Origin of the sequence: Acidovorax sp. YS12 (genome assembly GCA_021496925.1) — a bacterium.
Taxonomy (GTDB): Bacteria; Pseudomonadota; Gammaproteobacteria; order Burkholderiales; family Burkholderiaceae_C; genus Paenacidovorax.
The window spans coordinates 1,219,550-1,246,546 of the sequence record CP053915.1 but is presented as its reverse complement, the minus strand read 5'-3'; the positions used below and the strand labels follow the sequence as shown (position 1 = coordinate 1,246,546).

Sequence of the window (26,997 nt, the reverse complement as noted above, 5' to 3'; positions counted from 1 at the left end):
CATGAACCTGTCGCGCATCTTCATCCTGCGCCCGGTCGCCACGTCGCTGCTCATGGTGGCGGTGCTGATCGCCGGGCTGCTGGCCTGGCGGCTGCTGCCCATCTCGGCGCTGCCCGAGGTGGACTACCCCACCATCCAGGTCACCACGCTGTACCCGGGCGCCAGCCCCGACGTGATGACCTCGAACGTCACCGCGCCGCTGGAGCGCCAGTTCGGCCAGATGCCGGGGCTGGCGCAGATGTCGTCCACCAGCTCGGGCGGTGCCTCGGTCATCACGCTGCGCTTCGCGCTGGACTACGGGCTGGACGTGGCCGAGCAGCAGGTGCAGGCGGCCATCAACGCGGGCTCCAACCTGCTGCCCAGCGACCTGCCCATGCCACCGCTGTACAGCAAGGTGAACCCGGCGGACGCGCCCATCCTCACGCTGGCCATCACCTCGCCGTCGCTGCCGGTGATCCGCGTCAACGACCTGGTGGAAAACCGCCTCGCGCCCAAGCTCTCGCAGGTCAACGGCGTGGGGCTGGTGGCCATCGCCGGGGGGCGGCGGCCGGCCGTGCGCATCCAGGCCAACCCGGTGGCCCTGGCGGGGCTGGGCATGACGCTGGAGGACGTGCGCAGCGCCATCACCGCGGCCAACGTGAAGCAGCCCAAGGGCGGCTTCGACGGGCCGGAGCGCGCCTCCACCATCGACGCCAACGACCAGCTCCAGTCGGCGCAGGAGTACCGCGACCTCATCATCGCCTACAAGAACGGCAGCCCGGTGCGCCTGTCGGCCATCGCCGAGACGGTGGACGACGCCGAGAACACGCGCCTGGCCGCCTGGGCCGGCACGCCGCAGGCGGGCGCCAAGGCCGGGGTGATCCTGAACATCCGGCGCCAGCCCGGCGCCAACGTGATCGAGACGGTGAACCGCATCCAGGCGCTGCTGCCGCAACTGCAGGAGACGCTGCCGGCCTCGCTCGACGTGCAGGTGCTCACCGACCGCACCGTCACCATCCGCGCCGGCGTGAAGGACATGCAGGCCGAGCTGCTGCTGGCCATCGCGCTGGTGGTGGCTGTGATCTTCGTCTTCCTGCGCAGCGGCACGGCCACGCTGATCCCGGCGCTGGCGGTGCCGCTGTCGCTCATCGGCACCCTGGGCGTGATGTACCTGATGGGCTTTTCCATCAACAACCTGACGCTGATGGCGCTGACCATCTCCACCGGCTTCGTGGTGGACGATGCCATCGTCATGATCGAGAACATCGCGCGCTACGTGGAGCAGGGCGAGCCGCCGCTCGCGGCCGCGCTCAAGGGCGCGCGGCAGATCGGCTTCACCATCATCTCGCTCACCATCTCGCTGATCGCGGTGCTGATCCCGCTGCTGTTCATGGGCGACGTGGTGGGGCGGCTGTTCCACGAGTTCGCCATCACCATGGCGGTGGCCATCCTGATCTCCGCCGTGGTGTCGCTCACCCTCACGCCCATGCTGTGCGCGCGCCTGCTGCGCCACCAGCCCGGCGGCGAGGCGCGCCAGGGTCGCCTGGCGCGGGCCACGGGCCAGTTCTTCGAGCGCACCATCGCCCACTACGGGCGCGCCCTGGGCTGGGTGCTGGCGCACCGGGGCCTGACCTGGCTGGTGTTCCTGGCCACGCTGGCGCTCACGGCGCTGCTGTACCTGGTGGTGCCCAAGGGCTTCTTTCCCGCGCAGGATACGGGCACGCTGCAGGCCACCACCGAGGCCGGGCAGTCGATCTCGTTCGCCGCCATGGCCGAGCGCCAGCAGGCGCTGGCCGAGCGCGTGCTGCGCGACCCGGCGGTGCAGAGCGTGTCGTCCTTCATTGGCGTGGACGGCACCAACACCACGCTGAACAGCGGGCGTATGCAGATCGACCTCAAGCCCCATGGCGCGCGCGACGCGCTGGGCGTGGTGCTGCGGCGCCTGGCGCAGGACACGGCGGACCTGCCCGGCATCCGCCTGTACGCGCAGCCGGTGCAGGACCTGACGATCGAGGACCGCGTGGCGCGCACCCAGTACCAGGTGCTGATGTCGTCGGCCGACATGGCGCAGCTGCAGCGCAGCACCGCCGCGCTGCTGGAGCGCCTGCGCGCCGCGCCCGAGCTGGCCGACGTGGCCAGCGACCTGCAGAGCCAGGGCCGCCAGGCGTATGTGCAGATCGACCGCGCGCAGGCCAGCCGCCTGGGCGTGACGGTGGCGGGCATCGACACGGCGCTGTACAACGCCTTCGGCCAGCGCCTGATCTCGACCATCTTCACCCAGTCCAACCAGTACCGCGTGGTGCTCGAAGTCGCTCCGCAGTTCAAGCTCGGGCCCGAGGCGCTGGAGCGCATCCACGTGCCCTCCAGCCTGGGGGCGCCGGTGCCGCTGTCGTCGGTGGCGCGCATCGAGGAGCGCAGCACCGCGCTGGCGGTGAACCATGTGGGCCAGTTGCCCGCCGCCACGCTGTCGTTCAACACGGCGCCGGGCGTGTCGCTGGGGCAGGCGGTGAAGGCCATCGAGCGCGCGCACGACGCGCTGCACGCCGAGGGGCAGATGCCGCTGTCGGTGGAGATGTCGTTCCAGGGCGCTGCGCTGGCGTTCCAGGCGTCGCTGACCAACACGCTGCTGCTGATCCTGGCGGCGGTGGTCACCATGTACATCGTGCTGGGGGTGCTGTACGAGAGCACCATCCACCCGGTCACCATCCTGTCCACGCTGCCGTCGGCCGGGGTGGGAGCGCTGCTGGCGCTGCTGCTGGCGGGGCTGTCCATCGACATCATCGCCATCATCGGCATCGTGCTGCTGATCGGCATCGTGAAGAAGAACGCCATCATGATGATCGACTTCGCGCTCGACGCGCAGCGGCATGAGGGGCTGAGTGCGCGCGATGCCATCTACCAGGCGTGCCTGCTGCGTTTCCGGCCCATCCTGATGACCACGCTGGCGGCCTTGCTGGGGGCGCTGCCCTTGATGCTGGGCACGGGGGTGGGGAGCGAGCTGCGGCATCCGCTGGGGGTGACGATGGTGGGGGGACTGATCCTGAGCCAGCTACTCACGCTGTTCACCACGCCGGTCATTTACCTCACGTTCGAGGGGTGGGTGCAGAGGTGGCGTGATGGTTGATGCTTTTTGGGGATCCAGAGCTTATGTGGCTTGCGCTGGCAGCTCTCTTTTTTGTAGTGTTTTTGTGAGATTGTTTCCCGGAGCCGGGACTCGCCCCGGCGGGCGAGGTACTTTCTTGTCACGCGACAAGAAAGTACCCAAAGAAACGCGCCCCGCAGTCTGCGACCCCCACGCTGAGCGTGGGGGCACACCTGGGGCGAGACGCTGGCGGGGTGCGCTGCGGAACTCGCTGCGCGCTGCGCGCTTCGCTCAAACAGCCGCAGCGAGTCAGTTCACGAAGCATGCGCGACTTCGCGCATGCCACCCCGCCAGCGCCTCGCCCCAGGCGCAGCCTGAAAGGGGGTGGAGACGACACGGGCCATCGCTGCGCTCGGCCCCCAACACGCAGGCGCTGCGCGCCAGGCCGAGCGCAGCGATGGCCCGTGTCGGGCGTCAACCCCCTTCTGGCCGTACCGAGGAGCGCAGGGCGTGGGGCGGGCGCGTGTGCCGAAGGACACACGCGCTTCGTGAACTGACTTGCCGCGTCTGTTTGAGCGGAGCGCCGCAGGCGCGCAGCGAGTTACGCGGCACCGCCCCGCGCCCGAGCACCGCAGGCTGCCCCTTCGCGCCAGCGAAGGGGATACGGACAGCAGGGGCGTGCTTCTTTTGCCTCCTTTTCTTGCACGAGCAAGAAAAGGAGGTCGCCCGCCGGGGCGAGTCCCGGCCCCGGGAAGCAAACCCACAAAAATACTGCAAAAAAGAGAGCTGCCCGCGCAAGACAGATAAGCCTTTGCGCCAAATTGGAGAGCACCCATGAGCCTCTCCACCCCCTTCATCCACCGCCCCATCGCCACACTGCTGCTGACCCTCGGCCTGGTCCTGGCCGGCACGGTGGCCTTCTTCCTGCTCCCGGTGGCCCCGCTGCCCCAGGTGGACTACCCCACCATCTCCGTCTCCGCCAGCCTGCCCGGCGCCAGCCCCGACACCATGGCCGCCACCGTGGCCACGCCGCTGGAGCGCGCCCTGGGCGCCATCGCCGGGGTGAACGAGATCACCTCCAGTTCCTCGCAGGGCAGCACGCGCGTCACGCTGCAGTTCGACCTGAGCCGCGACATCGACGGCGCCGCGCGCGACGTGCAGGCCGCCATCAATGCCGCACGCACGCTGCTGCCCTCGGGCATGCCCAGCAACCCCACCTACCGCAAGGTGAACCCGGCCGACGCGCCCATCATGATCCTGGCGCTCACCTCGGGCGCGCTCACGCGCGGGCAGATGTACGACGCCGCTTCCACCGTGCTGGCGCAAAAGCTCTCGCAGGTCGAGGGCGTGGGCCAGGCCACCGTGAACGGCGGCGCGCTGCCCGCCGTGCGCGTGGAACTGGACCCGGTGCGCCTGGCGGCCAACGGCATCTCGCTGGAGCAGGTGCGCGCGGCCATCACCGGCACCAACGCCAACCGCCCCCTGGGCGCGGTGGAGCGCGAGGACCACTACTGGCAGGTGGCCACCAACGACCAGGCGCGCCAGGCCGCCGACTACGCGCCGCTGGTGCTGCGCTGGGCCGGTGGCAACGCCGTGCGCCTGTCCGACGTGGCCGACGTGGCCGATTCGGTGCAGGACGTGCGCAACTACGGCGTGGCCAACGGCAAGCCGGCCATCCTGCTGCAGGTGTACAAGCAGCCGGGCGCCAACATCCTGGAGGCGGTGGAGCGCGTGCGCGCGCTGCTGCCGCAGCTCAAGGCCTCGATCCCCGAGGCCATCGACATCACCATCGTCTCCGACCGCACGCCCACGCTGCGCGCCTCGCTGGTGGAGGTGGAGCGCGCGCTGGCGCTGGCCGTGGGGCTGGTCATCCTGGTGGTGTTCCTGTTCCTGCGCAACGGGCGCGCCACGCTCATCCCCAGCGTGGCCGTGCCTGCGTCGCTGGCCGGCACCTTCGGCGTGATGTACCTGGCGGGCTACACGCTGGACAACCTCTCGCTCATGGCGCTCACCGTGGTCACGGGCTTCGTGGTGGACGACGCCATCGTGGTGCTGGAAAACATCATGCGCCACATGGAGCGCGGCATGGGCGCGCTCGAGGCAGCGCTGCAGGGCTCGCGCGAGATCGGCTTCACCGTGGTGTCGATGAGCCTGTCGCTGATCGCCGTGTTCGTGCCCATCTGGTTCATGGGCGGCATCGTCGGGCGCTTCTTCCGCGAATTCGCCATCGTCATGTCGGCGGCCATCCTGGTGTCGATGGTGGTGTCGCTCACCACCACGCCCATGATGTGCGCGCACCTGCTGCGCCAGCCCCTGCGCGCGCCGCAGCGCGGCCGGGCAGGGCGCTGGCTGGATGCGCTGGCGGCGGGCTGCCTGCGCGGCTACCGGCGCAGCCTGGCCTGGTGCCTGCGCCACCAGCCGCTGGTGCTGCTGGCGCTGGCGGGCGTGGTGGCGCTGAACGTGCACCTGTACGTGGCCATCGACAAGGGCTTCATGCCCGAGCAGGACACGGGCCGCGTCATGGGCTTCATCCGCGCCGACCAGGCCAGCTCGTACCAGGCCATGGAGCAGCGCCTCAAGCGCTTCCTGGCCATCGTGCAGGCCGACCCGGCGGTGGAGCATGTCACCGGCTTCACCGGCGGTGGGCAGCGCAACGCGGCCATGATGTTCATGTCGCTCAAGCCGCTGGCCGAGCGGCAGGCGTCGTCCGAGCAGGTGATCGAGCGCCTGCGCCAGCAGCTCAAGGACGAGCCCGGCGCGCGCCTGTTCATGGTGCCGCAGCGCGACATCCGCATCGGCGGGCGCCAGAGCAGCGGCTCGCTCGACTTCACGCTGCAGGCCGACGACATCCAGGACCTGCGCACCTGGGAGCCGCGCATCCGCCAGGCCATGGCGCAACTGCCCGAGCTGGAGGACGTGAACAGCGACGTGCAGGACTACGGCGTGCAGACCACGCTGGAGGTGGACCGCGACGCCGTGGCGCGCCTGGGCCTGACCATGGCGCAGATCGATGCCACGCTGAACGATGCCTTCGGCCAGCGCCAGGTGGGCGTGATCTACAACCCGCTGAACCAGTACCGCGTGGTGATGGAGGCGGCGCCCCGGTTCCTGCAGAGCCCCGAGACGCTGCGCGGCTTCTTCTTCGTCAACGGCCGGGGCGAGCGCGTGCCGCTGACGGCGTTCGCGCGCATCACGCAGACCAACACGCCGCTGTCCGTCAACCACGAGCGCGGCACGCCCGCCAGCACGGTGAGCTTCAGCCTGGCGCCGGGTGTGTCGATGTCGCAGGCCACCGAGGCCATCCACCAGGCCGTGGCGCAACTCGGCGTGCCGGTGTCGGTGCGCGGGTCTTTCAGCGGCACGGCGGGCGCCTTCCAGCAGGCGCTGGCGGGGCAGCCGCTGCTCATCCTGGCGGCCATGGTGGCCATCTACCTGGTGCTGGGCATGCTCTACGAGAGCCTGGTGCACCCGCTCACCATCCTGTCCACGCTGCCCTCGGCCGGCGTGGGCGCGCTGCTGGCGCTGATGCTGTTCAAGACCGAGTTCTCGCTCATCGCGCTGATCGGCGTGATCCTGCTCATCGGCATCGTGAAGAAGAACGCCATCATGATGATCGACTTCGCCCTCGCGCGGCAGCGCCAGGGCCACGCCGGGGCCGCGCAGGCCATCTACCGCGCCTGCAGCCTGCGCCTGCGCCCCATCCTCATGACCACGCTGGCCGCCGCCATGGGCGCGCTGCCGCTGGCGCTGGGCCGGGGCGACGGCGCCGAGTTGCGCCAGCCGCTGGGCATCGCCGTGGTCGGGGGCCTGCTGGTGAGCCAACTGCTCACGCTGTACACCACGCCCGTGGTCTACGTGGTGCTCGACCGCCTGCGCCAGCGCGTGCTGCGCCCGCGCCGCAAGGAGATTCCCCATGCCGTTTGACGACTCCCGTTTTGATAGCTGCCAGCGCTTGACCAGCAAGGGCTGGAGGGCTTTTTTGCTGATGAACCTGGTAGGGCTGGCGGCCTGCGGCACGGTGCAGCCCTACGAACGCCCGGCGCTGGACGTGCCCGCCGCCTTCAAGGAGGGCGTGCCGGGCAGCGGCGTGTGGCAGGCCGCCCAGCCGCAGGATGCCGTACCCGACGACTGGTGGCGGCTGTTCAACGACCCGGTGCTCGACCAACTGCAGCAGCAGGCGCAGCAGGCCAACCAGAACATCGCCCTGGCGCTGGCCCGCCTGCGCGCCGCCCATGCGGCGCTGGACGGCAGCCGCGCCGCGCTGGCGCCCACGCTCGGGGCCAATGCCGGCAGCACGCGCGCGCGCAGCAATGGCAGCGCGGGCCGCAGCATCGCCACGGCCGACAGCATCGGCCTGGCGGCGGGCTGGGAGCTGGACCTGTGGGGGCGCCTCTCGGCCGGCGCCGAGGCTGCCCAGGCCAGCCTGCAGGCCAGCGCCGACGACCTGGCCGCCATGCGCCTGTCGGTGCAGGCCAGTGTGGCGCAGACCTATTTCGCGCTGCGCGCCGCCGAGGCGCAGGAGCGCCTGCTGGGCGAAACCCTGGCGGCCTACCAGCGCAACTGGGACCTGACGCAAAACCGCTACCGCGCCGGCGTGGCCTCCAGTGCCGACGTGGCGCAGGCCCAGGCCACCTACCTGTCCACCCAGGCGCAGCGCATCGAGGCGCAGACCAGCCGCGCGCAGTTGGAGCACGCGCTGGCCGCGCTGGCCGGGCAGGCGCCCGCCGCGTTCAGCCTGGCGCCCACGGCCGCGCTGCCCGTGCCGCCGCCGGTGCCGGCGCAACTGCCCTCGCGCCTACTGGAGCGCCGCCCCGACATCGCCGCCGCCGAGCGGCGCGTGGCCGCGGCCAACGCCCAGGTGGGCGCGGCGCGTGCGGCGTTCTTCCCCGCGCTCACGCTCTCGGCCTCGGCGGGCTACCGCGGCACGTCCTGGGGCGACCTGGTGAGCGCGCCCAACCTGGTCTGGTCCCTGGGCCCGGCGCTGGCGGCCACGCTGTTCGACGGCGGGGCACGCAGTGCCGCCGTGGACGCTGCCCGCGCCGCGCAGGCGCAGGCAGCGGCCAGCTACCGCCAGACGGTGCTGACGGCGCTGCAGGAGGTGGAGGACAACCTGGTGGCCGGCGCCGCGCTGGAGCGCGAACAGGCTGTGCAGGCCGAGGCCGTGGCGGCCGCGCAGCGTGCGCTCGACGTGGTGAACAACCAGTACCGCGCCGGCACCGTGGCCTACCTGAACGTGCTCAGCGCCCAGGCGCAGGTGCTGTCGGCGCAGAACGGCCTGATCGGCGTGCGCAACCGGCGCCTGGCGGCGGCGGCCACGCTGCTCAAGAACGTGGCGGGGCGCTGGGAGGTGGCGGCGGCGCAGTGATTGGGTATGGAAAACGGCGCAAACCCTTATCCAGAAAGCGCTAGCAGCTATTCAATCAGGAGCGTGGCTGCAGAAGCGGTTCTTGCCGGCCTTCTTGGCCGCGTACATGGCGCCGTCGGCGCGCGCCACCAGCGTGTCGATGTCGTCGCCATGGTCGGGGAACAGCGCCGCGCCCACGCTGGCGGATACCTGCACCCGGACGCCATCCAGGTCGAAGGGCAGCGCCAGCACGCGCAGGACCTTGGCGGCCACCTGGGCGCAGTCGTCCGCTGCGTCGGCCGTGGCCAGCACGATGCCGAATTCGTCGCCGCCGAAACGCGACACCGTGTCCTCGGCGCGCACGCAGCCCTGCAGGCGCTGCGCCACCTGGCGCAGCAGCAGGTCGCCCGCCGCGTGGCCGTGCAGGTCGTTCACGGCCTTGAAGCCATCGAGGTCCAGGTAAAGCACGGCGGCGCGCCGGCCATGGCGGCGCGCCGAATCGAGCACCTGCGTGAAGCGGTCCTGGAACAGCAGCCGGTTGGGCAGGCCGGTGAGGGCGTCGTGGCGCGCGTCGTGCGCCAGGCGCGCCTCCAGGTTCTTGCGCGCGGTGATGTCCTGGACCACCGCCACCAGGAAGTCGGGCTTGCCGCCGGCGTCCCGCACCACGCCCAGCGCCTCGCAGGCCCACAGGGTCGAGCCGTCCTTGCGCAGGTAGGGCTTCTCGATCTCCGGCGAAAGCGCTTGGGAGTGGTCGGCCAGGCGCTCGGCCAGGAACTGGCGGGCGGCGTCGCGGGCTGGCCCTTCGCTGAGGTCGAACAGGGTGCGCGTGCGCAGCGCCTCGCCGTCGTAGCCCAGCATGCGGCAGTATTTCTCGTTGGCGCGCAGGATCTGCCCCTGCGGCGTGATGTGCGCGATGCCCATGGCCGCCTGGTGGAAGGTGGCGCGGAACAGCGCCTCGTTGGCGTGCAGGGCCTGCGCCACGCGGCGCTGGCGTGCCAGCACCCACAGCAGCAGCCCGGTGCCGCCCAGCAGCGTCGCCGTGGCGCCGCCGGCGACGGCGAGGTAGCTGCTGCGGCGCTGCTGCGCCGGCGCCATGGCCTGCGCATAGGCCGTGCCCACGGCGAGCACCAGGGGATAGTCGCGCATGGTGCGGTAGCTGACGATGCGCGCCACGCCGTCGCTGGCCTGGCCGCTGTCCACGAAACTGCCCTCGGGAATGGCGGCCTGGCGCTGCATCCAGGGCATGGCGTGCGCCGGCATGCCGAAGCGGGCTTGTCCGCCGGTTTCCCGGGCGCGTACCATGCCGTCGAGGCCACTCACTTCCAGCAGGCCCTGCGTGCCCAGGCGCGCCTGGCGGTAGAAGTCGGTGAGGTGGGACGGATCGACCGACATGACCACCACCCCGCCGAAGCTGCCGTCCGGGCGCGTGATGCGCAGCGACATCGGCACCTGCCAAAGGCCCGAGATGCGGCCCAGCACCGGCGGGCTGACGAAGAGGTGGTCGGGCCGCTCGTTGTGCTGCGCCATGAAGAAATCGCGGTCGGCATAGTTCACCGGGCCCGTGGGCGGGCGGCTGCTGGCGGCGACGTTCCCGGCTTCGTCCACCACGCTGACGATGGTGAACATTTCCTCGCGGATCACATCGTCCTGCACCCACCGCTGCAGCGGGATGCCGGGGCCGCTGCGCAGGTATTCTTCGCGCACGAAGGCGGCGATCTGCTCCGCCGCCTTGAGGGTGCGGAACATCTGCTGCTCGAAGGCGATCGCCAGGTTGGCATTGGATTGCATGGCCGCGCTGGCGGCCTGCTCGCGCTCGAATGTGATGCGCTGCAGCGTGGCCAGCCAGATGCCGGCCACGGCCAGGGCGCACACCAGCACGACGGTGAAGCGCCATGGTGCGGCCATGCGGCCACGCCACGGGGCGGCAGGCGCATCGCGGCCGGGGTCATCACCTGGCGGGTGGGGCGTCATGGCGTGGCTTTCCAGGCTTTGGGGCGGGCGATGGTTTGTCTTGGCGCATGGTAGCGCTGGAAGGCCTGGCGGCACCGATGCCCCCAGGGCAGGCGGGCCGGCATGTGCAACTCTGCAACAAAATCATGGGAACATTGCCGCGAAGGGCCCATCCCACCCACCAAGCGCAGCGCCACCGAAACCGGCGGCTGCCACAACACAGGAGAATTCCATGCCTTCCATCCCTCGCGGTGTATCCCTGATCTCCAGCATCGTGCTGGCCTCCACGCTGGCGGCATGCGCCGCGCCGCCGCGCCAGCACCACCAGTCCTATCCTTCGTACCCGCAGCAGGCCTACCCGACCGAGTATGGCCGTGTCTCGCGCATCGACGTCATGCAGGTGCCGCAGGGCGGCAACACCTCGGGCGGCGGTGCCGTGCTCGGCGGCGTGGTGGGGGGCATTCTGGGCAACCAGATCGGCGGCGGCAGCGGCCGCACGGCCGCCACGGTGCTGGGCGCCGTGGGCGGTGCCGTGGCGGGCAACACCATCGAAGGGCGCATGAACCAGGGCTATACCCAGGCCTACCGCATCAGCATCCAGCTCGACCAGGGCGGCATGCGCGCCTACGATGTCAGCTCGCCCGGCGACCTGCGCGTGGGCGACCGCGTGCGCATGGTCAATGGACAGATCTCGCGCTATTGACGCAGCTCTGGCTCAGTGCAGCAGGCCGCTTCCTGCGGCACCGGGCTGAATGCGAAAGAACCCCGTGCCCGCAGAGCCGCTGCCGATCTCTTCCTCGGTCGCCTCGCGCACCCCATGCACCATCAGGGTCAGCCGCAGGGCGATGCCGGCGAGCGGGTGGTTGCCGTCGAGCACCACATGCTCGGGGTAGATGTCCGTCACGGTGTAGAGGGAATCGCGCGGTGCGGCCGGGCTGCAGCCCTGGGGCAGGGCGCTGCCTTCGAACGTCATGCCTTCCTCCAGCGCATCGGGGAACAGCCCCCGGGGTTCCAGGAAGATGAGCTGGTCCTGGTAGTCGCCGAAGGCTTCCTCGGGCTCCAGGTGCAGCGCCACGGTGGCGCCCGCACGGTGGCCCTGCAGGGCTTCCTCGATGCGGGCGAGCAGATCGTCGCCGCCCACGAGAAACTCGACGGGCTCGGCCAGGACGTCCAGTTCCTCGTCCAGTGTGTCTTTCAAGATCCAGGTCAAAGCGACCACGCATTGGGGGGTGATTTCCATAGGAGAATTGTCGCAGCTTGACCCATGCCCCGCGGGGCTGACTGCCTTTGCCATGAAAACCGACCAACCCCTCACCCTGCTCGGCGGCCTGACGCCCGCGCAGTTCATGCAGCGCCACTGGCACAAGAAGCCCCTGCTGGTACGCCAGGCCATCCCGGGCTTCGCGCCGCCGGTTCTGCGCACGCAGTTGCTGGCGCTGGCGGGACAGGAGGGCGTCGAGTCGCGCCTGATCCAGCACCAGGAGGCGGGCTGGACCCTGCGCCACGGCCCTTTCGCGCGCCGGGCCTTGCCCACGCTGCAAACACCGCGCTGGACGCTGCTGGTGCAGGGCGTGGATCTGCACGACGATGCCGTGCATGCGCTGATGCAGCAGTTCCGTTTCGTGCCCGAGGCACGCCTGGACGATCTGATGATCAGCTATGCCACGGACGGCGGTGGCGTGGGGCCGCACTTCGACAGCTACGACGTGTTCCTGCTGCAAGCCCATGGCAAGCGCCGCTGGCGCATCGGGCGCCAGAAGAACCTGCACCTGCAGGAGGGCGTGCCGCTGAAGATCCTCACCGACTTCGTGCCGGAGCAGGAGTACGTGCTGGAGCCGGGCGACATGCTCTACCTGCCGCCGCGCTGGGCGCACGACGGCATCGCGGAAGGGGAATGCATGACCTATTCCATCGGCTTTCGCTCGCCCGAGCGCGGCGAGATGGCGCGCGAGTTGCTGCTGCGGCTGACCGATGAGGATGAAGAGGATGACGGCAAGCATCCGGTCGTTTACCGCGACCCGCAGCAGGAGGCAGTGAGCCAGCCTGGCGCCATTCCCGCCGCACTCCAGGAATTCGCCCGTGAGGCCCTGCAACGTGCACTGGCCCAGCCCCTGGCACTGGAGCGTGCGCTGGGCGAATACATGACCGAGCCCAAGCCGAACGTGTGGTTCGAGCCGGGCGAGCCCAGGGGCATGATGGAGGCCGTGGCGCTCGACCGGCGCACGCGCATGATGTACGACGCCAAGCACGTATTCGTCAATGGCGAAAGCTACCTTGCCTCGGGCAAGGATGCCGCATTGATGCGCCGGCTGGCCGATGCGCGAACTCTGTCCCCCGCTGACTTGGCAAAGGCCAGCGACGATGCGCTGGAATTGCTGGCTTCCTGGTGCGAGGCGGGCTGGGCGCACGCCCGCTGAGTTGCGGCCATGACGGACGCGCAGCCAGCGCTGTTGCCCCTGGGGCGTTTCGCCGGACGTGAGGATTTCCAGGGACTGGTGCGTGCCGCACTGGATTGCGCCGCGCGCGAAGGCTGGTCCGAGCTGGTCTTGAGCGACGCGGATTTCTGGGACTGGCCGTTGGGTGAAAGCGTGGTGATCGACGCGCTGAATGCCTGGGTCCGCCAGGGGCGGCGCCTGACGCTGCTCGCCCGGACCTACGACGAGGTGGTGCGCCGCCATGCGCGCTTCGTGCGCTGGCGTGGCACCTGGGACCACAAGATCACCTGCCGGCGCAGCCCAGCCGCCAACCCTGCCGATGTGCCGAGCGCGTTGTGGTCCCCTGCCTGGGTGTTGCACCGGCTCGATGCCGAGCGCTGCGTTGGCGTGACGGGCAACGAGCCGGATCGCCGGGTGTTGCTCCGGGAAACGCTGGATGAGTGGCTGCTGCGGCGCAGTGCACCAGGCTTTCCGGCGACGGTCCTGGGGCTTTAGCATCGAGCGTTTGCATAAATTTGCGTTTTGGAACGTGAGGTCTAACCCTCGGTGTTAGCCACTATTGACAGAATATTCTTATAATTCTGAGCTGAGTCAAATTCGCGTACCTAGCGACTCTGCCAGAGCGACTGCGGCTGAAAACCGGGCCGTTATGGCATTTCCAGATTCTCTCCCTCCCTTTTTAGGAAACTGAAATGAACAAGTCCCTCGTCCTGGCTGCCGTGATCGCTGCTGCTGCCCTCGCTGCTTGCGGCAAGAAGGAAGAACCCGCTCCGGCACCGGCTCCTGCTGCTGCCCCCGCTGAAGCAGCACCCGCAGCAGCGGCCCCCGCTCCCGAAGCAGCGGCTTCCGCTGCCGAGGCTGCCGCTTCCGCCGCCACGGATGCTGCTGCGGACGCTGCCAAGGCTGCTGCCGATGCGGCCGCCACGGCTGCCGCTGGCGCTGCTTCCGAAGCCAAGTAATTCCTGTCTCTGCACCACGGCCTCCGCGGGGCCTGGTGCAGGCCAATAAAAAACCCGATCGCATGAACTGTGATCGGGTTTTTTATTGGGGTTTGGGTTTCAGGCCGCGCGGCACTGCGCATCAACGCGATGCCGTTTCTCCATTCATCGAGATCCGAGATCTGGATCGACGGATGGAGAAAGGGGAATTACTTGAGGTCGTCGGCGAGCACCTTGACGATGCGTGCCGCATTGGGGGAGCTGTCTGGGGCACCAGTGGCGTTGAGCACCGTGACCGTGGACTTCGCGCTTTCGCCACGCACTTGAACGCGGTACTTGAGCGGCGGGGTGGCGGCCGACGAACCGCCAAACAGCTTGCCGAAGAAGCCGGGTTCCTTCTTGTCGGCGCTGCCGGGGTCGACGTAGCGCACGAAGTACAGCCCCTGGCTGCGGTCGCGGTCTTCCACGGTGAAGCCGGTCCGGTCCAGCGACAGGCCGACGCGGCGCCATGCGCGGTCGAAGCCTTCGTCCATTTCGATCGCCGGGGCACCGTTCAAGGTCACGGAACGCGCCGAGGCCGGGCGCTGCACAGGGGTGCTGGCCAGGGCCTTGGACTCTTCCTGGCTCACGCCCAGCTTGACCATGAGGCGGCGCAGGAATTCGGTCTCCAGTTCGGGATCGACCGGACGCGGTTGCCACACGGTCGAATCCTTGCGCTCCGAGCTGTAGACCTCGACCATGCCGCGGTGGCTGATATAGATCTCGGTGTCGCCGTTGGCGTTGCGCTCCAGGCGGGTGCGGAACTTGTCGCGCTCGCCCGTCGAGTACAGCGAGTCGAACACCTTGCCGATGGTCTGGCGGATCACATCCTGCGGCAGTTTGGCGCGGTTCTCGGCCCACTCGGTTTCCATGATGCCGATGTCGGGATTTTCCGTGGCCAAGTTGAAGCCGCTGTCGGCCCAGAAGGTGCGCACCGGATCCCACAGGGCCTCGGTCGGGCGCTTGACTACCAGCCAGCGCTGGTTGCCGTCGCGCTCGATGCGCACATCGCCCAGGCTGACGGCACCGGTCTTGGCGGTGGGCGAGGCCGGCTTGGCATCCTGGCCGGCCTGGTAGGCCGCGGCCGATACCACACCGTCGGGCGTGGTGTAGCGGCTGTCGCGCGAGAGCTGCGTCAAATCGGGCGGCACCTCCAGGGTGGAGCCCTTGACGGCGCTCTTGTAGTCGATCTTGTCGCCTTCGAAGGAGCTGCTGGCGCAGGCGCTCAGGGCCAGGGCTACGCCCAGCAGGCCTACACGGGTCGTTGTGTTCACGCGGTCGTCCTCGGTTGTCTGGTACGGGTGAAGCGGTGCCGGGTCACAGCAGGCCGGCGGCGCGCAGCGCGCCTTCGACCACTGGTTCGTTGGCGGTGCTCAGGGGGGTCATGGGCAGGCGCATGGTGCCCTTGCACAGGCCCATGCGGGACATCGCCCACTTCACGGGGATGGGATTGGCTTCCACAAACAGGTGCTTGTGCACTGGCATCAGCTGGAACTGGATCTGCATGGCGCGGCGTGCGTCGCCCGCGATGGCGGCCACGCACAGTTCGTGCATCAGGCGCGGCGCCACGTTGGCCGTCACGCTGATGTTGCCCTGGCCGCCGCACAGCATCAGCGCCACGGCCGTCGGATCATCGCCCGAGTAGACGGCAAAGCCCTTGGGCACGTCGCGGATCAGCCATTGGGCACGCTCGATGTTGCCCGTGGCTTCCTTGATGCCGATCACGCCCGGCACTTGCGCCAGGCGCAGCACCGTGTCGTGCTGCATGTCCGCGACCGAGCGGCCGGGTACGTTGTACAGGACGATGGGCAGGTCGCCGGTGGCTTCGGCAATGGCCTTGAAGTGCTGGTACTGGCCTTCTTGCGTGGGCTTGTTGTAGTAGGGCACGACCTGCAACTGGCTGTCGGCACCGACCTTCTTGGCGAACCTGGCCAGTTCGATGGCTTCGGCCGTCGAGTTGGCGCCGCAGCCGGCCATGATGGGCACGCGCCTGGCGGCCTGTTCCACGGCCACGCGGATGATCTCGCAATGCTCTTCCACGTTCACCGTGGGGGACTCGCCGGTGGTGCCGACCACGCCGATGCAGTCCGTGCCCTCCTGGATGTGCCAGTCGATCAATGTACGCAGGGTGGGGTAGTCCACGCTGCCATCCTCGTGCATGGGCGTGACGAGGGCGACGATGCTGCCGGTGAGGGGGGCGCTGGGAGAGGTCATGTCCGCAGGAAAAAACGGTAAAGGAGCATTCTAGCCAGGGATGGTCTGTACGAACCACTCGCGTGGGTGTTGCGTCCGCCTGGAAAATGAAACTTGTCCCCGACAAAAGCCTCATCAAGGCCCTTCGGGCTCGCCATGGCGGTCCGTGCTGCCGCTCTACCGCCGTCCCAGCGCCTGGTCCACGCCCTTGTTGGCCAGGGCATCGGCACGCTCGTTGCCAGGGTCGCCCGCGTGGCCCTTCACCCAGCGCCACTCAATGCGGTGGCCCGCCTGGCCCACGAGGTGGTCGAGCTGCTGCCACAGCTCGACGTTCTTCACCGGCTGCTTGGACGCTGTGCGCCAGCCCTTGGCCTTCCAGCCATGGATCCATTCGGTGATGCCTTTGCGCACGTACTCGCTGTCCAGGTACAGCGTGACGGCGCAGGGACGCTTGAGTGCGGACAGGGCTTCGATCACGGCCTGCAGTTCCATGCGGTTGTTGGTGGTACCCAGCTCACCGCCGAACAACTCTTTTTCCACGCTGCCCGCGCGCAGCAGCACGCCCCAGCCTCCGGGCCCTGGATTGCCCTTGCAGGCGCCATCGGTATAGATCTCGACTTGGTTCAAACTCAGTCCTTGTGAAGGTGGTGGCCGGCCCAAGAGCCCGGTGCGCGGCTGACCAGCGGCACGGAAGCCCCGGCACGCTGGCGCTGGCCGCGCCATGCGGGCTCCAGCAGGCGCATGCCATGTACGCGCTTGACCGCCACCACGAAATAAGCGGCCCCGAGTATCGGCCACCAGCGCCTGCCCCAGGCGTCAAACCAGCGAAATCTCTCCAGCCATTGGCTGCTGCGCACGGCGGGGCGCCAGCAGCCGAAGCTGGCGCTCTCGACCTCGAAGTCGAGCAGCCGCAGCCAGTCGCGCAGGCGCCAGTAACCGATGAACTCGCCGGCATCCGGCAGGTACAGCTGGCCCCAGCCCAGGCGCTGGCACAGGCGTGCGCGCCGTTGGCGCAACCCCCACAGGCTGGCCGGGTTGATGCCGCACACCACCACCCGTCCCTCCGGCACCAGCACGCGCGCCACCTCACGCAGCGCTGCATGCGGGTCGGGGCTGTGCTCCAGGGCGTGGGGCAGGAGCACCAGATCCAGGCTGTTGGCAGGAAAGGGCAGGGCCACGGGATCGGCCCACAGCGCAGGCTGCTGCACGGGCTGTGTTTGGTATTCCATTCCCAGCGCCAGCCAGCGGTGCGGCATGCGGTTGGCGCGCAGCCCCTGCAGCCAGGGCATGCCCAGCTGCAATGCGTGGTAGCCGAAGACATCGGCCACGGTATCGTCCAGGCGCGCCTGTTCCCATTCGAGCAGGTAACGGCCCGGGGCGGACTCGAACCAATGGTGCAAACCTATAATTTCGTCGCTCATGTATTTGCTGCCACTGCCTGCTTTTGCCGACAACTACATCTGGATGCTGCACGATGGGCGCGAGGCCCTCGTGGTCGATCCAGGCGATGCCGCGCCGGTGCTGCAGGCCTTGCAAAGCCACCGGCTGCAGTTGCAGGCCATTCTAGTCACCCACCACCATGGCGACCATGTCGGCGGCGTGGCACGGCTGCGCGAGGCGACCCGGGCGCCCGTGTATGGCCCGGCGCGCGAAGCCATCCCGGGGCCCTTCACCGGCCTGGCCCAGGGCCAGCGCCTGGATCTCCTGGGATACTCCTGGCAGGTGCTCGACGTTCCGGGCCACACGGCCGGGCACATCGCCTACTACGCCGCGCCGGGCGATGCCGCGCCGCTGCTCTTTTGCGGCGACACGCTGTTCTCCGGCGGCTGTGGCCGGCTGTTCGAGGGAACGCCGGCCCAGATGCTGGCCTCGCTCGACCAACTGGCGGCGCTGCCGGACGACACCCGTGTGTGCTGCGCGCACGAATACACACTTTCCAACCTGCGATTCGCGCATGCCGTGGAACCTGGCAACGCAGCGCTGCTCCATTACCAGGCCGATTGCGAGGCCCTGCGCGCGCAGGGCCTGCCGACGCTGCCCGCGCGCATGGGCCAGGAGCGTGCCATCAACCCTTTCCTGCGCACGCGCGAAAAGGCGGTGGCTGCCAGCGCCCAGGCGCATGACCCCCAGGTGGATCCCCACAATGCAGTTGCGGTGCTGGCCGCGCTGCGTGCTTGGAAAAACGATTTTCGATGAAGTCATTGCACGTTCTCTTGCTCGCCGGCCTGCTGTGGCTCACGGGCTGCGCCACCACCCAGGGCGGTGGCAACCCCTCCGGCGAAGCCGCTGCGGAGCTGAAAAGCACCTCCACCAGCCTCATCCCCTCGCAGCCCCTGCAGCCCATCACACCGGCGCAGGCGCGCCGCGCCGGCGTGGCCTCGCTGACGCCGCCTGCCGACCTGTGGGAGCGCATCCGCCGCGGCTTCGCCATGCCCGATTTGCAGACCGATCTGGTGCAGGAGCGCGAGCAGTGGTACTCCACCCGGCCCGACTACATCCTGCGCATGACGCAGCGCTCAAGCAAGTACCTGTTCCACATCGTCGAGGAACTGGAGCGCCGCGGCATGCCGACCGAGCTGGCGCTGCTGCCGTACATCGAAAGCGCCTTTAACCCGCAGGCCGTCTCCAGCGCCAAGGCCGCCGGCATGTGGCAGTTCATGCCCGCCACGGGCACCTACTTCGACCTCAAGCAGAACGCCTTCCGCGACGACCGGCGCGACGTGCTCGCCTCCACCCGCGCGGCGCTGGACTACCTGCAAAAGCTCTATGGCATGTTCGGCGACTGGCACCTGGCCCTGGCCGCCTACAACTGGGGCGAGGGCAGCGTGAGCCGGGCCATCGCCCGCAACCAGCGCCTGGGCCTGGGCACCAGCTACACCGAGCTGAACATGCCCGCCGAGACCCGCCTGTACGTGCCCAAGCTGCAGGCGGTGAAGAACATCGTGGCCGACCCGGACAGCTTCCGCGCCGAGCTGCCGCTGATCGCCAACCACCCCTATTTCCAGAGCGTGGAGATCGACCGGGACATCGACGTGGAACTGGTGGCCAGGCTGGCCAGCGTGGACCTCAAGGACTTCCGCGCGCTGAACCCGTCGCTCAACAAGCCGGTGATCTTCGCAGCAGGCACGCCGCAGGTTCTGCTGCCCTGGGACAACGCCCAGGTGTTCCGCCGCAACCTGGAGGCCTATGACCAGGGCCAGTACGCGAGCTGGACCGTCTGGACCGCGCCACGCACCCTCAGCGTGACCGACGCAGCGCAGCGCGTGGGCATGAGCGAAAGCGCGCTGCGCAGCCTCAACGACATCCCTCCCCGCATGCTCATCAAGGCCGGCTCGGCCCTGATCGTGCCGCGCGGCAGCGCCATCCAGGAGGACGTGAACAGCCGCCTGGCCGACAACGGCCAGCTCGCGCTCGCGCCGGAAATCGTCACGAGGCGTACCACGGTGCGCGCTGGCAAGCGCGACACCGTCGCCAGCATTGCGCAGCGCTACCGGGTGAGTGCCGCCAGCGTGGCGGACTGGAACGACGTGAAGCTGGGCGCTGCCTTCAAGGCGGGCCAGCAGGTGGTGCTGCACCTGCCCGTGCGTGCCAGCGCCGGCAAGGGCAGCGGCGGCACGCGCAAGACCGCCCAGGCGCCGGCCAAGGAGAGCAAGCCCAAGCGCCGGGGCGGCACGCCCTCGAAGGTGAAGCGACGCTGAGGCATCGGGCTCGCTGGCCGTGGCGCCGGCGGCCGTCAGCGGTAGCCGATGAAGAAAATGCCGATGTTCACCAGAAAGGCTGCGCCCCACACGGCGCTGCGCGCCGTGGCCATGTCGGCCACGTACATCATGATGTAGAAGCCTCGCAGCAGGATGTACAGGCACGCCAGCAGATCCAGCGGGGTCTGGGGCGCGCCCAGCTGATGGGCGATGACGACCGCGCCAATGAAGAACGGCAGCGCCTCGAAGCTGTTGGCCTGCGCCGCATTGGCGCGGGCGCGCCAGTCCGTCTGGCGCGCCAGCCAGCCGCGCGGGTCGTGGTTGTCGTAGCCGCCCTCGCGGGAGGATCTGCCCATGCCCGCGCGCTTGGCCAGCAAGGCGCACGCCAGCGGCAGCACGGCCGCCACCAGCACGCACCAGTAGGCCACCGTGAAGCGTGCAACATGCAAGGTGGTGTTCATTTCAAGCCTTTGAGGGTTCCAGCGCCCGCCAGCCGTGCGCCAGGTGCTATGAATAGGTGAGCGATGAGAGGCGCGGAGCACTCAGCGCCGGTCCACCAGCGCATGGGCAATGGTACCCAGATCGACGTATTCCAGCTCGCTGCCCACCGGCACGCCGCGCGCCAGCCGGGTAACGTGCAGCCCGCGCCGCTTGAGCGCTTCGCTGATGGCATGGGCCGTGGCTTCGCCCTCGGCCGTGAAGCCGGTGGCCAGGATCACTTCCTGCACCTGCCCGTCGCAGGCCCGCTCGATGAGCTGCGTCAGGCCGATTTCCCTGGGCCCCACGCCGTCCAGGGGCGACAGGCGTCCCATGAGGACGAAGTACAGCCCGGCATAGGCCCCGGTGCGCTCCATGGCTGCCTGGTCGGCCGGGGTCTCGACCACGCACAGCCGGGCACGGTCGCGCGCGGGGTCGAGGCAGGTGGCGCACACCGGCGCTTCGGTGAAGGTGTGGCAGCGCTCGCAGTGGTGCACCGAGGAGGCGGCCGTCTGCAAGGCCAGGGCCAGTTGCCCGGCCCCGGCGCGGTCGCGCTGCAGCAGATGGAACGCCATGCGCTGCGCGGACTTGATGCCGACCCCCGGCAGAATGCGCAGGGCCTGGACCAGCGCATCGAGCGCGCCCGCGTCAGCCATGGGTCAGAACGGGAACTTCATTCCGCCGGGCAGGCCGGGCATGCCCGCGGTGAGCTTGCCCATCTTTTCCTGCGAGGTTTCCTCGGCCTTGCGCACGGCGGCGTTGAAGGCGGCGGCCACCAGGTCTTCGAGCATGTCCTTGTCGTCGGCCAGCAGGCTGGGGTCGATGGTCACGCGCTTGACGTCGTGCTTGCAGGTCATCACGACCTTCACCAGGCCGGCGCCCGATTCGCCTTCGACCTCGATGTTGCCCAGTTCGTCCTGGGCCTTCTTGAGGTTCTCCTGCATGGCCTGGGCTTGCTTCATGAGGCCGGCGAGTTGTCCTTTGTTGAACATGGCGTGTTTCCTTGCTTTGTGCTTTGAATGGTCTAGGGTTGAACGGGCTTGATGCTGCCGGGCACGATTTTCGCGCCGTGCTCGCGCACCAGGGCCTGTACGGTCGGGTCGTTGTTCACGATGTCTTCGGCCACGCGCTGGCGCTCGGCGGCGGCGGCGGCGTTGCGGCGCGCCGGGGTGTCGGTGACGGTGCCCACCTCCACGGTGAGCTGCTGCGCGTGGCCGGCGGCCTCCAGTGCGGCGCGCAGGCGCTCGCGCGCGGTGGGCTGGTTGAGCGACTCGCGCTCGACGCGGATCATCCAGTGTCCGCCATCGCGGGCCACGAGCTGGGATTGCAGCGCCAGCTCACGCACCAGCGCGGTGATGGCCTCCGCCGCGATCAGCCCCTGCACCGTGGTGTGCCAGAACGTGCCTTCGGGCGTGGGCGTGAAACGCGCGGCGGCGGCGCCGCCTGCCCCCTGGGGCTGCAGGCGCGGCCCAGGCTCGGGCGTCTCGCGCACGGGGATGCGCATGACCGGCGGCGGCTCGTGCACGGCCGGGGGCTCCACGGGCACGCGCTGCGCCACTTCCTCGATGGAGCGCACGGGCAGGGCAATGGGCGCTGGGGCGTCCGTTGGCATGGGCTGCGGCGCCGTGAACGATTCCTCGAAGGGGGCTTCGGTTGCGCCAAATGCCTCGTTATCGGCGGGCGCAGGCGGCTCGGGTTCCGCGTTGAGGGCCGGTGCAGGTTCCGGCTCGGCGCTGGTGGAAGGCGTTGCCGTGGCGGCCGGGGGCGCGGGTTCAGCCGGCGTCAGAGTTTTTTTTTCCACGCTGCCGGGCACGAACCCCGGAGGCTTGAACGCCAGCAGGCGCAGCAGCGCCATGGTGAGCGCGGCGTATTCGTCCGGGGCCAGCCCCAGCTCGGTGCGCCCGTGCAGGCAGATGCTGTAGAGCAACTGGGTTTCGTCGGCGGGCAGCAACTGGGCCAGGCGCACGGTTTGCGCCGCCTCGGGGTCGCTGCCGTCCATGGCCTCGGCCATTTGCGGCACGGCCTGCAGCACGGCCATGCGCTGCAGCACGGCGCACATGTCTTCCAGCGTGGAAGCGGCGGACAGGCCGTTGACGCGCAGCGTGTCCGACGTTTCCACCACCGCGCGGCCATCGCCGAGCGCCAGGGCTTCGATCAGGCGCAGCACGTGCGAGCGGTCCACGGCGCCCAGCATCTGGCGCACGCCGGCTTCCTGCAACTGGCCGCTGCCGAAGGCGATGGCCTGGTCGGTGAGCGAGAGCGCGTCGCGCATGGAGCCGCGCGCCGCGCGCGCCAGCAGGCGCAGCGCCTGGGGCTCGGCGGGCACGCTCTCCTGCGCCAGCACGCGCGCGAGATGCTCCAGCACCGTCTCGGGCGCCATGGGCCGCAGGTTGAACTGCAGGCAGCGCGACAGCACCGTGACCGGCACCTTCTGCGGGTCGGTGGTGGCGAGCACGAACTTGAGGTACTCGGGCGGCTCTTCCAGCGTCTTGAGCATGGCGTTGAACGCCGTGTTCGTGAGCATGTGCACTTCGTCGATCATGAAGACCTTGAAGCGCCCCTGCACCGGCTTGTACACCGCCTGCTCCAGCAGGCCCTGCACCTCGTCCACGCCACGGTTCGAGGCCGCGTCCAGCTCGGTGTAGTCGGGAAAGCGCCCGCTGTCGATGGCGGTGCAGGCCGGGCACACGCCGCACGGCGTGGCGGTGATGCCGCCCTGGCCGTCCGGCCCCTGGCAGTTCAGCGACTTGGCCAGGATGCGCGACACGGTGGTCTTGCCCACGCCGCGCGTACCCGTGAACAGGTAGGCATGGTGCAGCCGCTGCTGCGTGAGGGCGTTGGTCAGCGCCTGCACCACATGCTCCTGCCCGACCATTTCCGAGAAATTGCGCGGGCGGTACTTGCGGGCGAGTACGAGATAGGACATAGGAGGGGGATTCTAGCCGCCCCTATCCCGGGGCCCGCTGGGGCCTGCCGGGGCAAGGTTTAGGCATGAAATCGGGCTCCAGCACTTTGCTGACAAGCGCTGGAAGCTATCAAAAATGAAGTTTCAGACCGGCTGCGCAACGAGGTCATGCCCCTGCGCCTGGACGATGCGCGCGCGCACGAAGTCGCCCACCTTGAACTGCTTGCTGATCTTCTCGGGCGGCAGCAGGTGCACCACGCCATCGATCTCGGGCGCATCGGCATAGCTGCGCCCGCGCCCGCCCTTGCGGCCCATGGCCGGGGCATGGTCCACCAGCACCTGCATGGTGGCGCCCACACGGCCGCGCAGCTTGGCGGTGGAGACCTCCTCGGCCACGGCCATGAAGCGCGCGCGCCGCGCCTCGCGCTCCTCCTGCGGCAGCATGCCGGGCAGGTGGTTGGCGTCGGCGCCATGCACATCGCTGTAGGCGAAGCAGCCCGCACGATCGATCTGCGCCTCGCGCATGAAGTCGAGCAGGTGCTGGAATTCTTCTTCCGTCTCGCCGGGGAAGCCGGCGATGAAGGTGCTGCGGATCACCAGGTCCGGGCACATGGCGCGCCAGCGCTGGATGCGCTCGAGGTTCTTCTCGCCGCTGGCCGGGCGCTTCATGCGCTTGAGCACGTCGGGGTGGCTGTGCTGGAAGGGCACGTCCAGGTAGGGCAGCACCAGCCCTTCGGCCATGAGCGGAATGATGTCGTCCACGCTCGGGTACGGGTACACGTAGTGCAGGCGCACCCAGGCACCGTAGGGCGCGGCAATCTCGCCCAGCGTGCGCACCAGCTCCAGCGTCCGTGTCTTGACCGGCTTGCCATCCCAGAAGCCGGTGCGGTACTTCATGTCCACGCCGTAGGCCGAGGTGTCCTGGCTGATGACCAGCAGCTCCTTCACCCCGCCCTCGAACAGCGCCTTGGCCTCCTTGAGCACGTCGCCCACGGGGCGCGACACCAGGTCGCCGCGCATCGAGGGGATGATGCAGAACGTGCAGCGGTGGTTGCAGCCCTCGCTGATCTTGAGGTAGGCATAGTGGCGCGGCGTGAGCTTGATGCCCGCCTCGCCAAAGGCGCCGGGCACCAGGTCGAGGAACGGGTCGTGCGGCTTGGGCAGGTGGGTGTGGACGGCCTCCATCACCTCCTGCGTGGCATGCGGGCCCGTGACGGCGAGCACGCTCGGGTGCACGCCCTTCACCAGGTTGCCGCCGCCATCGTCGGCGCGCGCACCCAGGCAACCCGTGACGATGACCTTGCCGTTCTCGGCCAGCGCTTCGCCGATGGTGTCGAGGCTTTCCTTCACGGCATCGTCGATGAAGCCGCAGGTGTTGACGATCACCAGATCCGCGCCCTCGAACGTCTTGGAGGTCTGGTAGCCCTCGGCGGAGAGCTGCGTGAGGATGAGTTCGGAGTCGGTGAGCGCCTTCGGGCATCCGAGGGAGACGAACCCGACCTTGGGTGTCTTGGCGGCCGCAGAAGTCGCGGCTGCGTCGTAAGCATTTGAATTCATTGGAATTCCGCAGGGCGGCCTGGCGGATGAGGTGGGGGCGGTATTTTATGCCAGGCCGCCGGATTGCCCGGGAGGCCGACGGCCCAACCCGCAGGGGTGTGCCCAATGCATCATGCTGCCCACTTCTGTAATTGAGCCCTCATTATTCGGCGCAAGGCCAAATCAACTTGAGGCAGGGAGAGGTTTACGCTAAATTGGGCCGCACTTTTTCGGGAGGAAGCCCATGCGATGCCCACCCATTCTCGATAACGAACCGCAGCGCCTGGCGGCATTGGCGGAGTACGAGTTCGACGAGGGCAAGGAGCTTCCCAGCCTGGGGCCTGTGGTATCCATGGCCACCCGGATTTTCAATACCCCGGTTTCCGTGGTGAATATGGTCGGGAATGACCATGTGTTCTTTGCCGCCAGCAGCGGCATTGCCGAAGCCGATATGCGCAGGGACGTGTCGTTCTGTGCCCACGCCATTGCCCAGGACGATGTGATGGTCGTGCCCGATGCGCTGCACGACGAGCGTTTTCATGACAATCCCCTGGTGCAAGGGGAGTCGGGCATCAGGTTTTATGCCGGTGTGCCCTTGATATCTCCCAACGGGTTTCCTCTGGGCGCGCTGTGCGTCATAGACCATCAGCCCCGCGCCGGGCTATCGGACGCCGACAAGAGCGCCATGCGTGAACTGGCCCGCATCGTTTGCGACAAGCTGGAATTGCGGCGCATCGAGATGGCGGGACACCAGGGAGCATCCCGCTTCGATGCCTTGGCCGAACATTCGCCATCGGCAATCGTGTCATTTGGCGGGGACTGCCGGATCATTGCGTGGAATGCTGCGGCCACCAGAATGTTTGGCTACCAGCCCGCCGAATTGATGGGACGCAGCATCGAAATACTCATGCCTGAACACCAGCGGGCAGCGTTCCGTTTGCGCATTGCCAGTGCGGTGGCATTTCGGAAGATTCAATCGAGCACGCCGATTGAAGTCACGGGCCTGCGCAAGAATGGTTCCGAATTTCCCGCGGAATTGGCGGCTTCCTATTGGGAAGAGCAGGGCCGCATCCGGTTTGGCGCCATTGTCCAGGACATCAGCGAACGGCTGCGGCAGCAGGAGGAACTGACCCGCTTGGCCAATTTCGATATGTTGACGGGCCTGGCCAACCGCGGGCTTTACCACCGGTCGATTCAAGACAGCATTGCTGCAGGCCGGGTGAGTGCGGCACTGGTGCTGGATCTGGATGATTTCAAGGACATCAACGATACCCTCGGGCACTCCGTTGGCGACCGCATCCTCTGCGAGATTGGCGACCGGTTGCGCAATGTGGCCCGGCCTGGCGATGTCGTCGCACGCATCGGTGGCGATGAGTTCGCATTCCATCTTTCCGATGTGGACAGTGTGAAGGAGGCCCAGCAAGTTGCCGACGAAGCGATCATGGCGATCAATCGCCCCATTGGCATCGATGGACAAGACGTGCATGTCGCCGTCAGTTGTGGTATTGCCTTGGCGCCACGGCATGCGGCAGAAGCGATCGAGCTGATTGAGAATGCCGACCTTGCGCTTTTCCATGCCAAGGGGGCACTGAAGGGGCATGCCTCTGTTTTCGTGCCCGCGCTGCGGGCCGCCGCCAGCGCGCGCAGGCTGTACGACAGCGAACTGCACCGTGCAGTGGACAACGGTGAATTGCGGCTCCACTACCAGCCGCAAGTCCATATCGAAGATGGCGCGCTTGTCGGGGCCGAGGCGTTGATCCGCTGGGCGCATCCGCAACGCGGGTTGCTCGCGCCCGGAGAATTTCTCCCCATGCTGGAGAGCGGTCCGCTGGCGGTGACCGTGGGAGACTGGATTCTGGATACCGCTTGCGCTCAGGCAGCGCTTTGGCGAAAAGCAGGCATGGAGCGTTTTCGCATCGGGGTGAATTTGTTCGGCATACAGTTCCGGGCAGGAGACCTGTCGCAGAAGGTGATGGATGCCCTTGCTCGGCACAGGCTCCCTCCACACGCGCTGGAGTTGGAGATCACCGAGAACATTGCACTCGATAATGAAGAAATCGTACTTCCTCCGCTGCGGGCGCTGCACGGTATTGGCGTCGGCATCGCCTTTGATGATTTCGGCACCGGATACGCATCGCTCAGCCTGCTCAAGCATTATCCGTTGACGCGCCTCAAGATTGACCGCGCCTTCGTACAGCAGATCCTGGAGTCACGGCAGGACGACGCGGTTGTGCGGGCCATCCTCGACATCGCACGCAATTTCGATCTGGAGGTGATCGCCGAAGGCGTCGAGACGGAGGCGCAACGGGAAAAGCTGCGCCAGTATGGCTGCAAGGAGGCGCAGGGTTATCTTTTCGGGAAACCGATGCCGGCGGAATCGTTCGCCTCGTACTTTGATCGGCTTGCCGGGCGGTCCTAGCG

21 protein-coding genes are annotated in these 26,997 nt (G+C 68.4%); 10 read left to right on the top strand and 11 right to left on the bottom strand.

Annotated features, from left to right (window positions below):
* Position 1 precedes the first annotated feature (1 nt).
* From YS110_05580 to YS110_05570, 3 genes are all read left to right on the top strand, one after another.
* Complete coding sequence (locus YS110_05580; protein ID UJB64262.1) at positions 2-3,103, top strand: MdtB/MuxB family multidrug efflux RND transporter permease subunit; 3,102 nt, start codon at positions 2-4, stop codon at positions 3,101-3,103.
* 792 nt (positions 3,104-3,895) lie between these two features.
* A complete protein-coding gene (locus YS110_05575) occupies positions 3,896-6,985 on the top strand; it encodes a multidrug efflux RND transporter permease subunit (protein UJB64261.1) in 3,090 nt (1,029 codons plus the stop codon).
* A 61-nt stretch (positions 6,986-7,046) separates the two neighbouring features.
* Complete coding sequence (locus tag YS110_05570) at positions 7,047-8,426, top strand: efflux transporter outer membrane subunit (protein ID UJB67364.1); 1,380 nt, start codon at positions 7,047-7,049, stop codon at positions 8,424-8,426.
* A 51-nt stretch (positions 8,427-8,477) separates the two neighbouring features.
* Here the strand turns inward: YS110_05570 and YS110_05565 are convergent, their stop codons facing one another.
* Positions 8,478-10,310 carry a diguanylate cyclase gene (locus YS110_05565; GenBank protein UJB67363.1) on the bottom strand — a complete coding sequence of 611 codons (1,833 nt, stop codon included), beginning with the start codon at positions 10,308-10,310 and terminating at the stop codon, positions 8,478-8,480.
* Positions 10,311-10,587: 277 nt separating this feature from the next.
* On the opposite strand from YS110_05565, the gene YS110_05560 reads away from it, so the two are divergent.
* A complete protein-coding gene (locus YS110_05560; GenBank protein UJB64260.1) occupies positions 10,588-11,058 on the top strand; it encodes a glycine zipper 2TM domain-containing protein in 471 nt (156 codons plus the stop codon).
* A 12-nt stretch (positions 11,059-11,070) separates the two neighbouring features.
* On the opposite strand, the gene YS110_05555 is transcribed toward YS110_05560, so the two are convergent.
* Complete coding sequence (locus YS110_05555) at positions 11,071-11,595, bottom strand: FKBP-type peptidyl-prolyl cis-trans isomerase (protein UJB64259.1); 525 nt, start codon at positions 11,593-11,595, stop codon at positions 11,071-11,073.
* 52 nt (positions 11,596-11,647) lie between these two features.
* On the opposite strand from YS110_05555, the gene YS110_05550 reads away from it, so the two are divergent.
* The 3 genes from YS110_05550 to YS110_05540 all read left to right on the top strand — a co-directional run bounded on the left by YS110_05550 (position 11,648) and on the right by YS110_05540 (position 13,749).
* Positions 11,648-12,772 carry a cupin domain-containing protein gene (locus YS110_05550; protein UJB64258.1) on the top strand — a complete coding sequence of 375 codons (1,125 nt, stop codon included), beginning with the start codon at positions 11,648-11,650 and terminating at the stop codon, positions 12,770-12,772.
* A gap of 9 nt (positions 12,773-12,781) precedes the next feature.
* Positions 12,782-13,285 (top strand): hypothetical protein, encoded by a 504-nt coding sequence (locus tag YS110_05545; protein ID UJB64257.1) that lies wholly within the window; start codon positions 12,782-12,784, stop codon positions 13,283-13,285.
* Between the two features lie 197 nt (positions 13,286-13,482).
* Positions 13,483-13,749 carry a hypothetical protein gene (locus YS110_05540; protein UJB64256.1) on the top strand — a complete coding sequence of 89 codons (267 nt, stop codon included), beginning with the start codon at positions 13,483-13,485 and terminating at the stop codon, positions 13,747-13,749.
* Positions 13,750-13,937: 188 nt separating this feature from the next.
* Here the strand turns inward: YS110_05540 and bamC are convergent, their stop codons facing one another.
* From bamC to YS110_05520, 4 genes are all read right to left on the bottom strand, one after another.
* Positions 13,938-15,041 (bottom strand): outer membrane protein assembly factor BamC, encoded by a 1,104-nt coding sequence (gene bamC / locus YS110_05535; GenBank protein ID UJB64255.1) that lies wholly within the window; start codon positions 15,039-15,041, stop codon positions 13,938-13,940.
* Positions 15,042-15,084: 43 nt separating this feature from the next.
* Positions 15,085-15,981 carry a 4-hydroxy-tetrahydrodipicolinate synthase gene (locus tag YS110_05530; protein ID UJB64254.1) on the bottom strand — a complete coding sequence of 299 codons (897 nt, stop codon included), beginning with the start codon at positions 15,979-15,981 and terminating at the stop codon, positions 15,085-15,087.
* A 156-nt stretch (positions 15,982-16,137) separates the two neighbouring features.
* Positions 16,138-16,587: a ribonuclease HI gene (rnhA, locus tag YS110_05525; protein ID UJB64253.1), complete on the bottom strand. Its 450-nt coding sequence runs from the start codon at positions 16,585-16,587 to the stop codon at positions 16,138-16,140.
* 2 nt (positions 16,588-16,589) lie between these two features.
* The gene (locus YS110_05520; protein ID UJB64252.1) at positions 16,590-17,381 is read right to left on the bottom strand and encodes a class I SAM-dependent methyltransferase; all 792 of its coding nucleotides are present in this window, start codon (positions 17,379-17,381) and stop codon (positions 16,590-16,592) included.
* Here YS110_05520 and gloB point away from each other — a divergent pair.
* Positions 17,380-18,156, top strand: a complete 777-nt coding sequence (gloB, locus tag YS110_05515; GenBank protein UJB64251.1) for a hydroxyacylglutathione hydrolase — start codon at positions 17,380-17,382, stop codon at positions 18,154-18,156. The two genes, YS110_05520 and gloB, sit on opposite strands and share 2 nt — an antisense overlap.
* Positions 18,153-19,658: a transglycosylase SLT domain-containing protein gene (locus tag YS110_05510; GenBank protein ID UJB64250.1), complete on the top strand. Its 1,506-nt coding sequence runs from the start codon at positions 18,153-18,155 to the stop codon at positions 19,656-19,658. Before gloB ends, YS110_05510 begins: the two co-directional genes overlap by 4 nt.
* Positions 19,659-19,693: 35 nt before the next feature.
* Here the strand turns inward: YS110_05510 and YS110_05505 are convergent, their stop codons facing one another.
* The 5 genes from YS110_05505 to rimO form a co-directional block, all read right to left on the bottom strand.
* Complete coding sequence (locus YS110_05505; GenBank protein ID UJB64249.1) at positions 19,694-20,119, bottom strand: MAPEG family protein; 426 nt, start codon at positions 20,117-20,119, stop codon at positions 19,694-19,696.
* 81 nt (positions 20,120-20,200) lie between these two features.
* Positions 20,201-20,791, bottom strand: a complete 591-nt coding sequence (gene recR, locus YS110_05500) for a recombination protein RecR (GenBank protein ID UJB64248.1) — start codon at positions 20,789-20,791, stop codon at positions 20,201-20,203.
* Between the two features lie 3 nt (positions 20,792-20,794).
* Positions 20,795-21,127 carry a YbaB/EbfC family nucleoid-associated protein gene (locus YS110_05495; GenBank protein UJB64247.1) on the bottom strand — a complete coding sequence of 111 codons (333 nt, stop codon included), beginning with the start codon at positions 21,125-21,127 and terminating at the stop codon, positions 20,795-20,797.
* A gap of 32 nt (positions 21,128-21,159) precedes the next feature.
* Positions 21,160-23,061: a DNA polymerase III subunit gamma/tau gene (gene dnaX, locus YS110_05490; GenBank protein ID UJB64246.1), complete on the bottom strand. Its 1,902-nt coding sequence runs from the start codon at positions 23,059-23,061 to the stop codon at positions 21,160-21,162.
* Positions 23,062-23,184: 123 nt separating this feature from the next.
* Positions 23,185-24,597 (bottom strand): 30S ribosomal protein S12 methylthiotransferase RimO, encoded by a 1,413-nt coding sequence (gene rimO, locus YS110_05485; protein UJB64245.1) that lies wholly within the window; start codon positions 24,595-24,597, stop codon positions 23,185-23,187.
* Between the two features lie 223 nt (positions 24,598-24,820).
* Here rimO and YS110_05480 point away from each other — a divergent pair, with 223 nt between their 5' ends.
* Positions 24,821-26,995 carry an EAL domain-containing protein gene (locus tag YS110_05480; GenBank protein ID UJB64244.1) on the top strand — a complete coding sequence of 725 codons (2,175 nt, stop codon included), beginning with the start codon at positions 24,821-24,823 and terminating at the stop codon, positions 26,993-26,995.
* Positions 26,996-26,997: the final 2 nt, after the last annotated feature.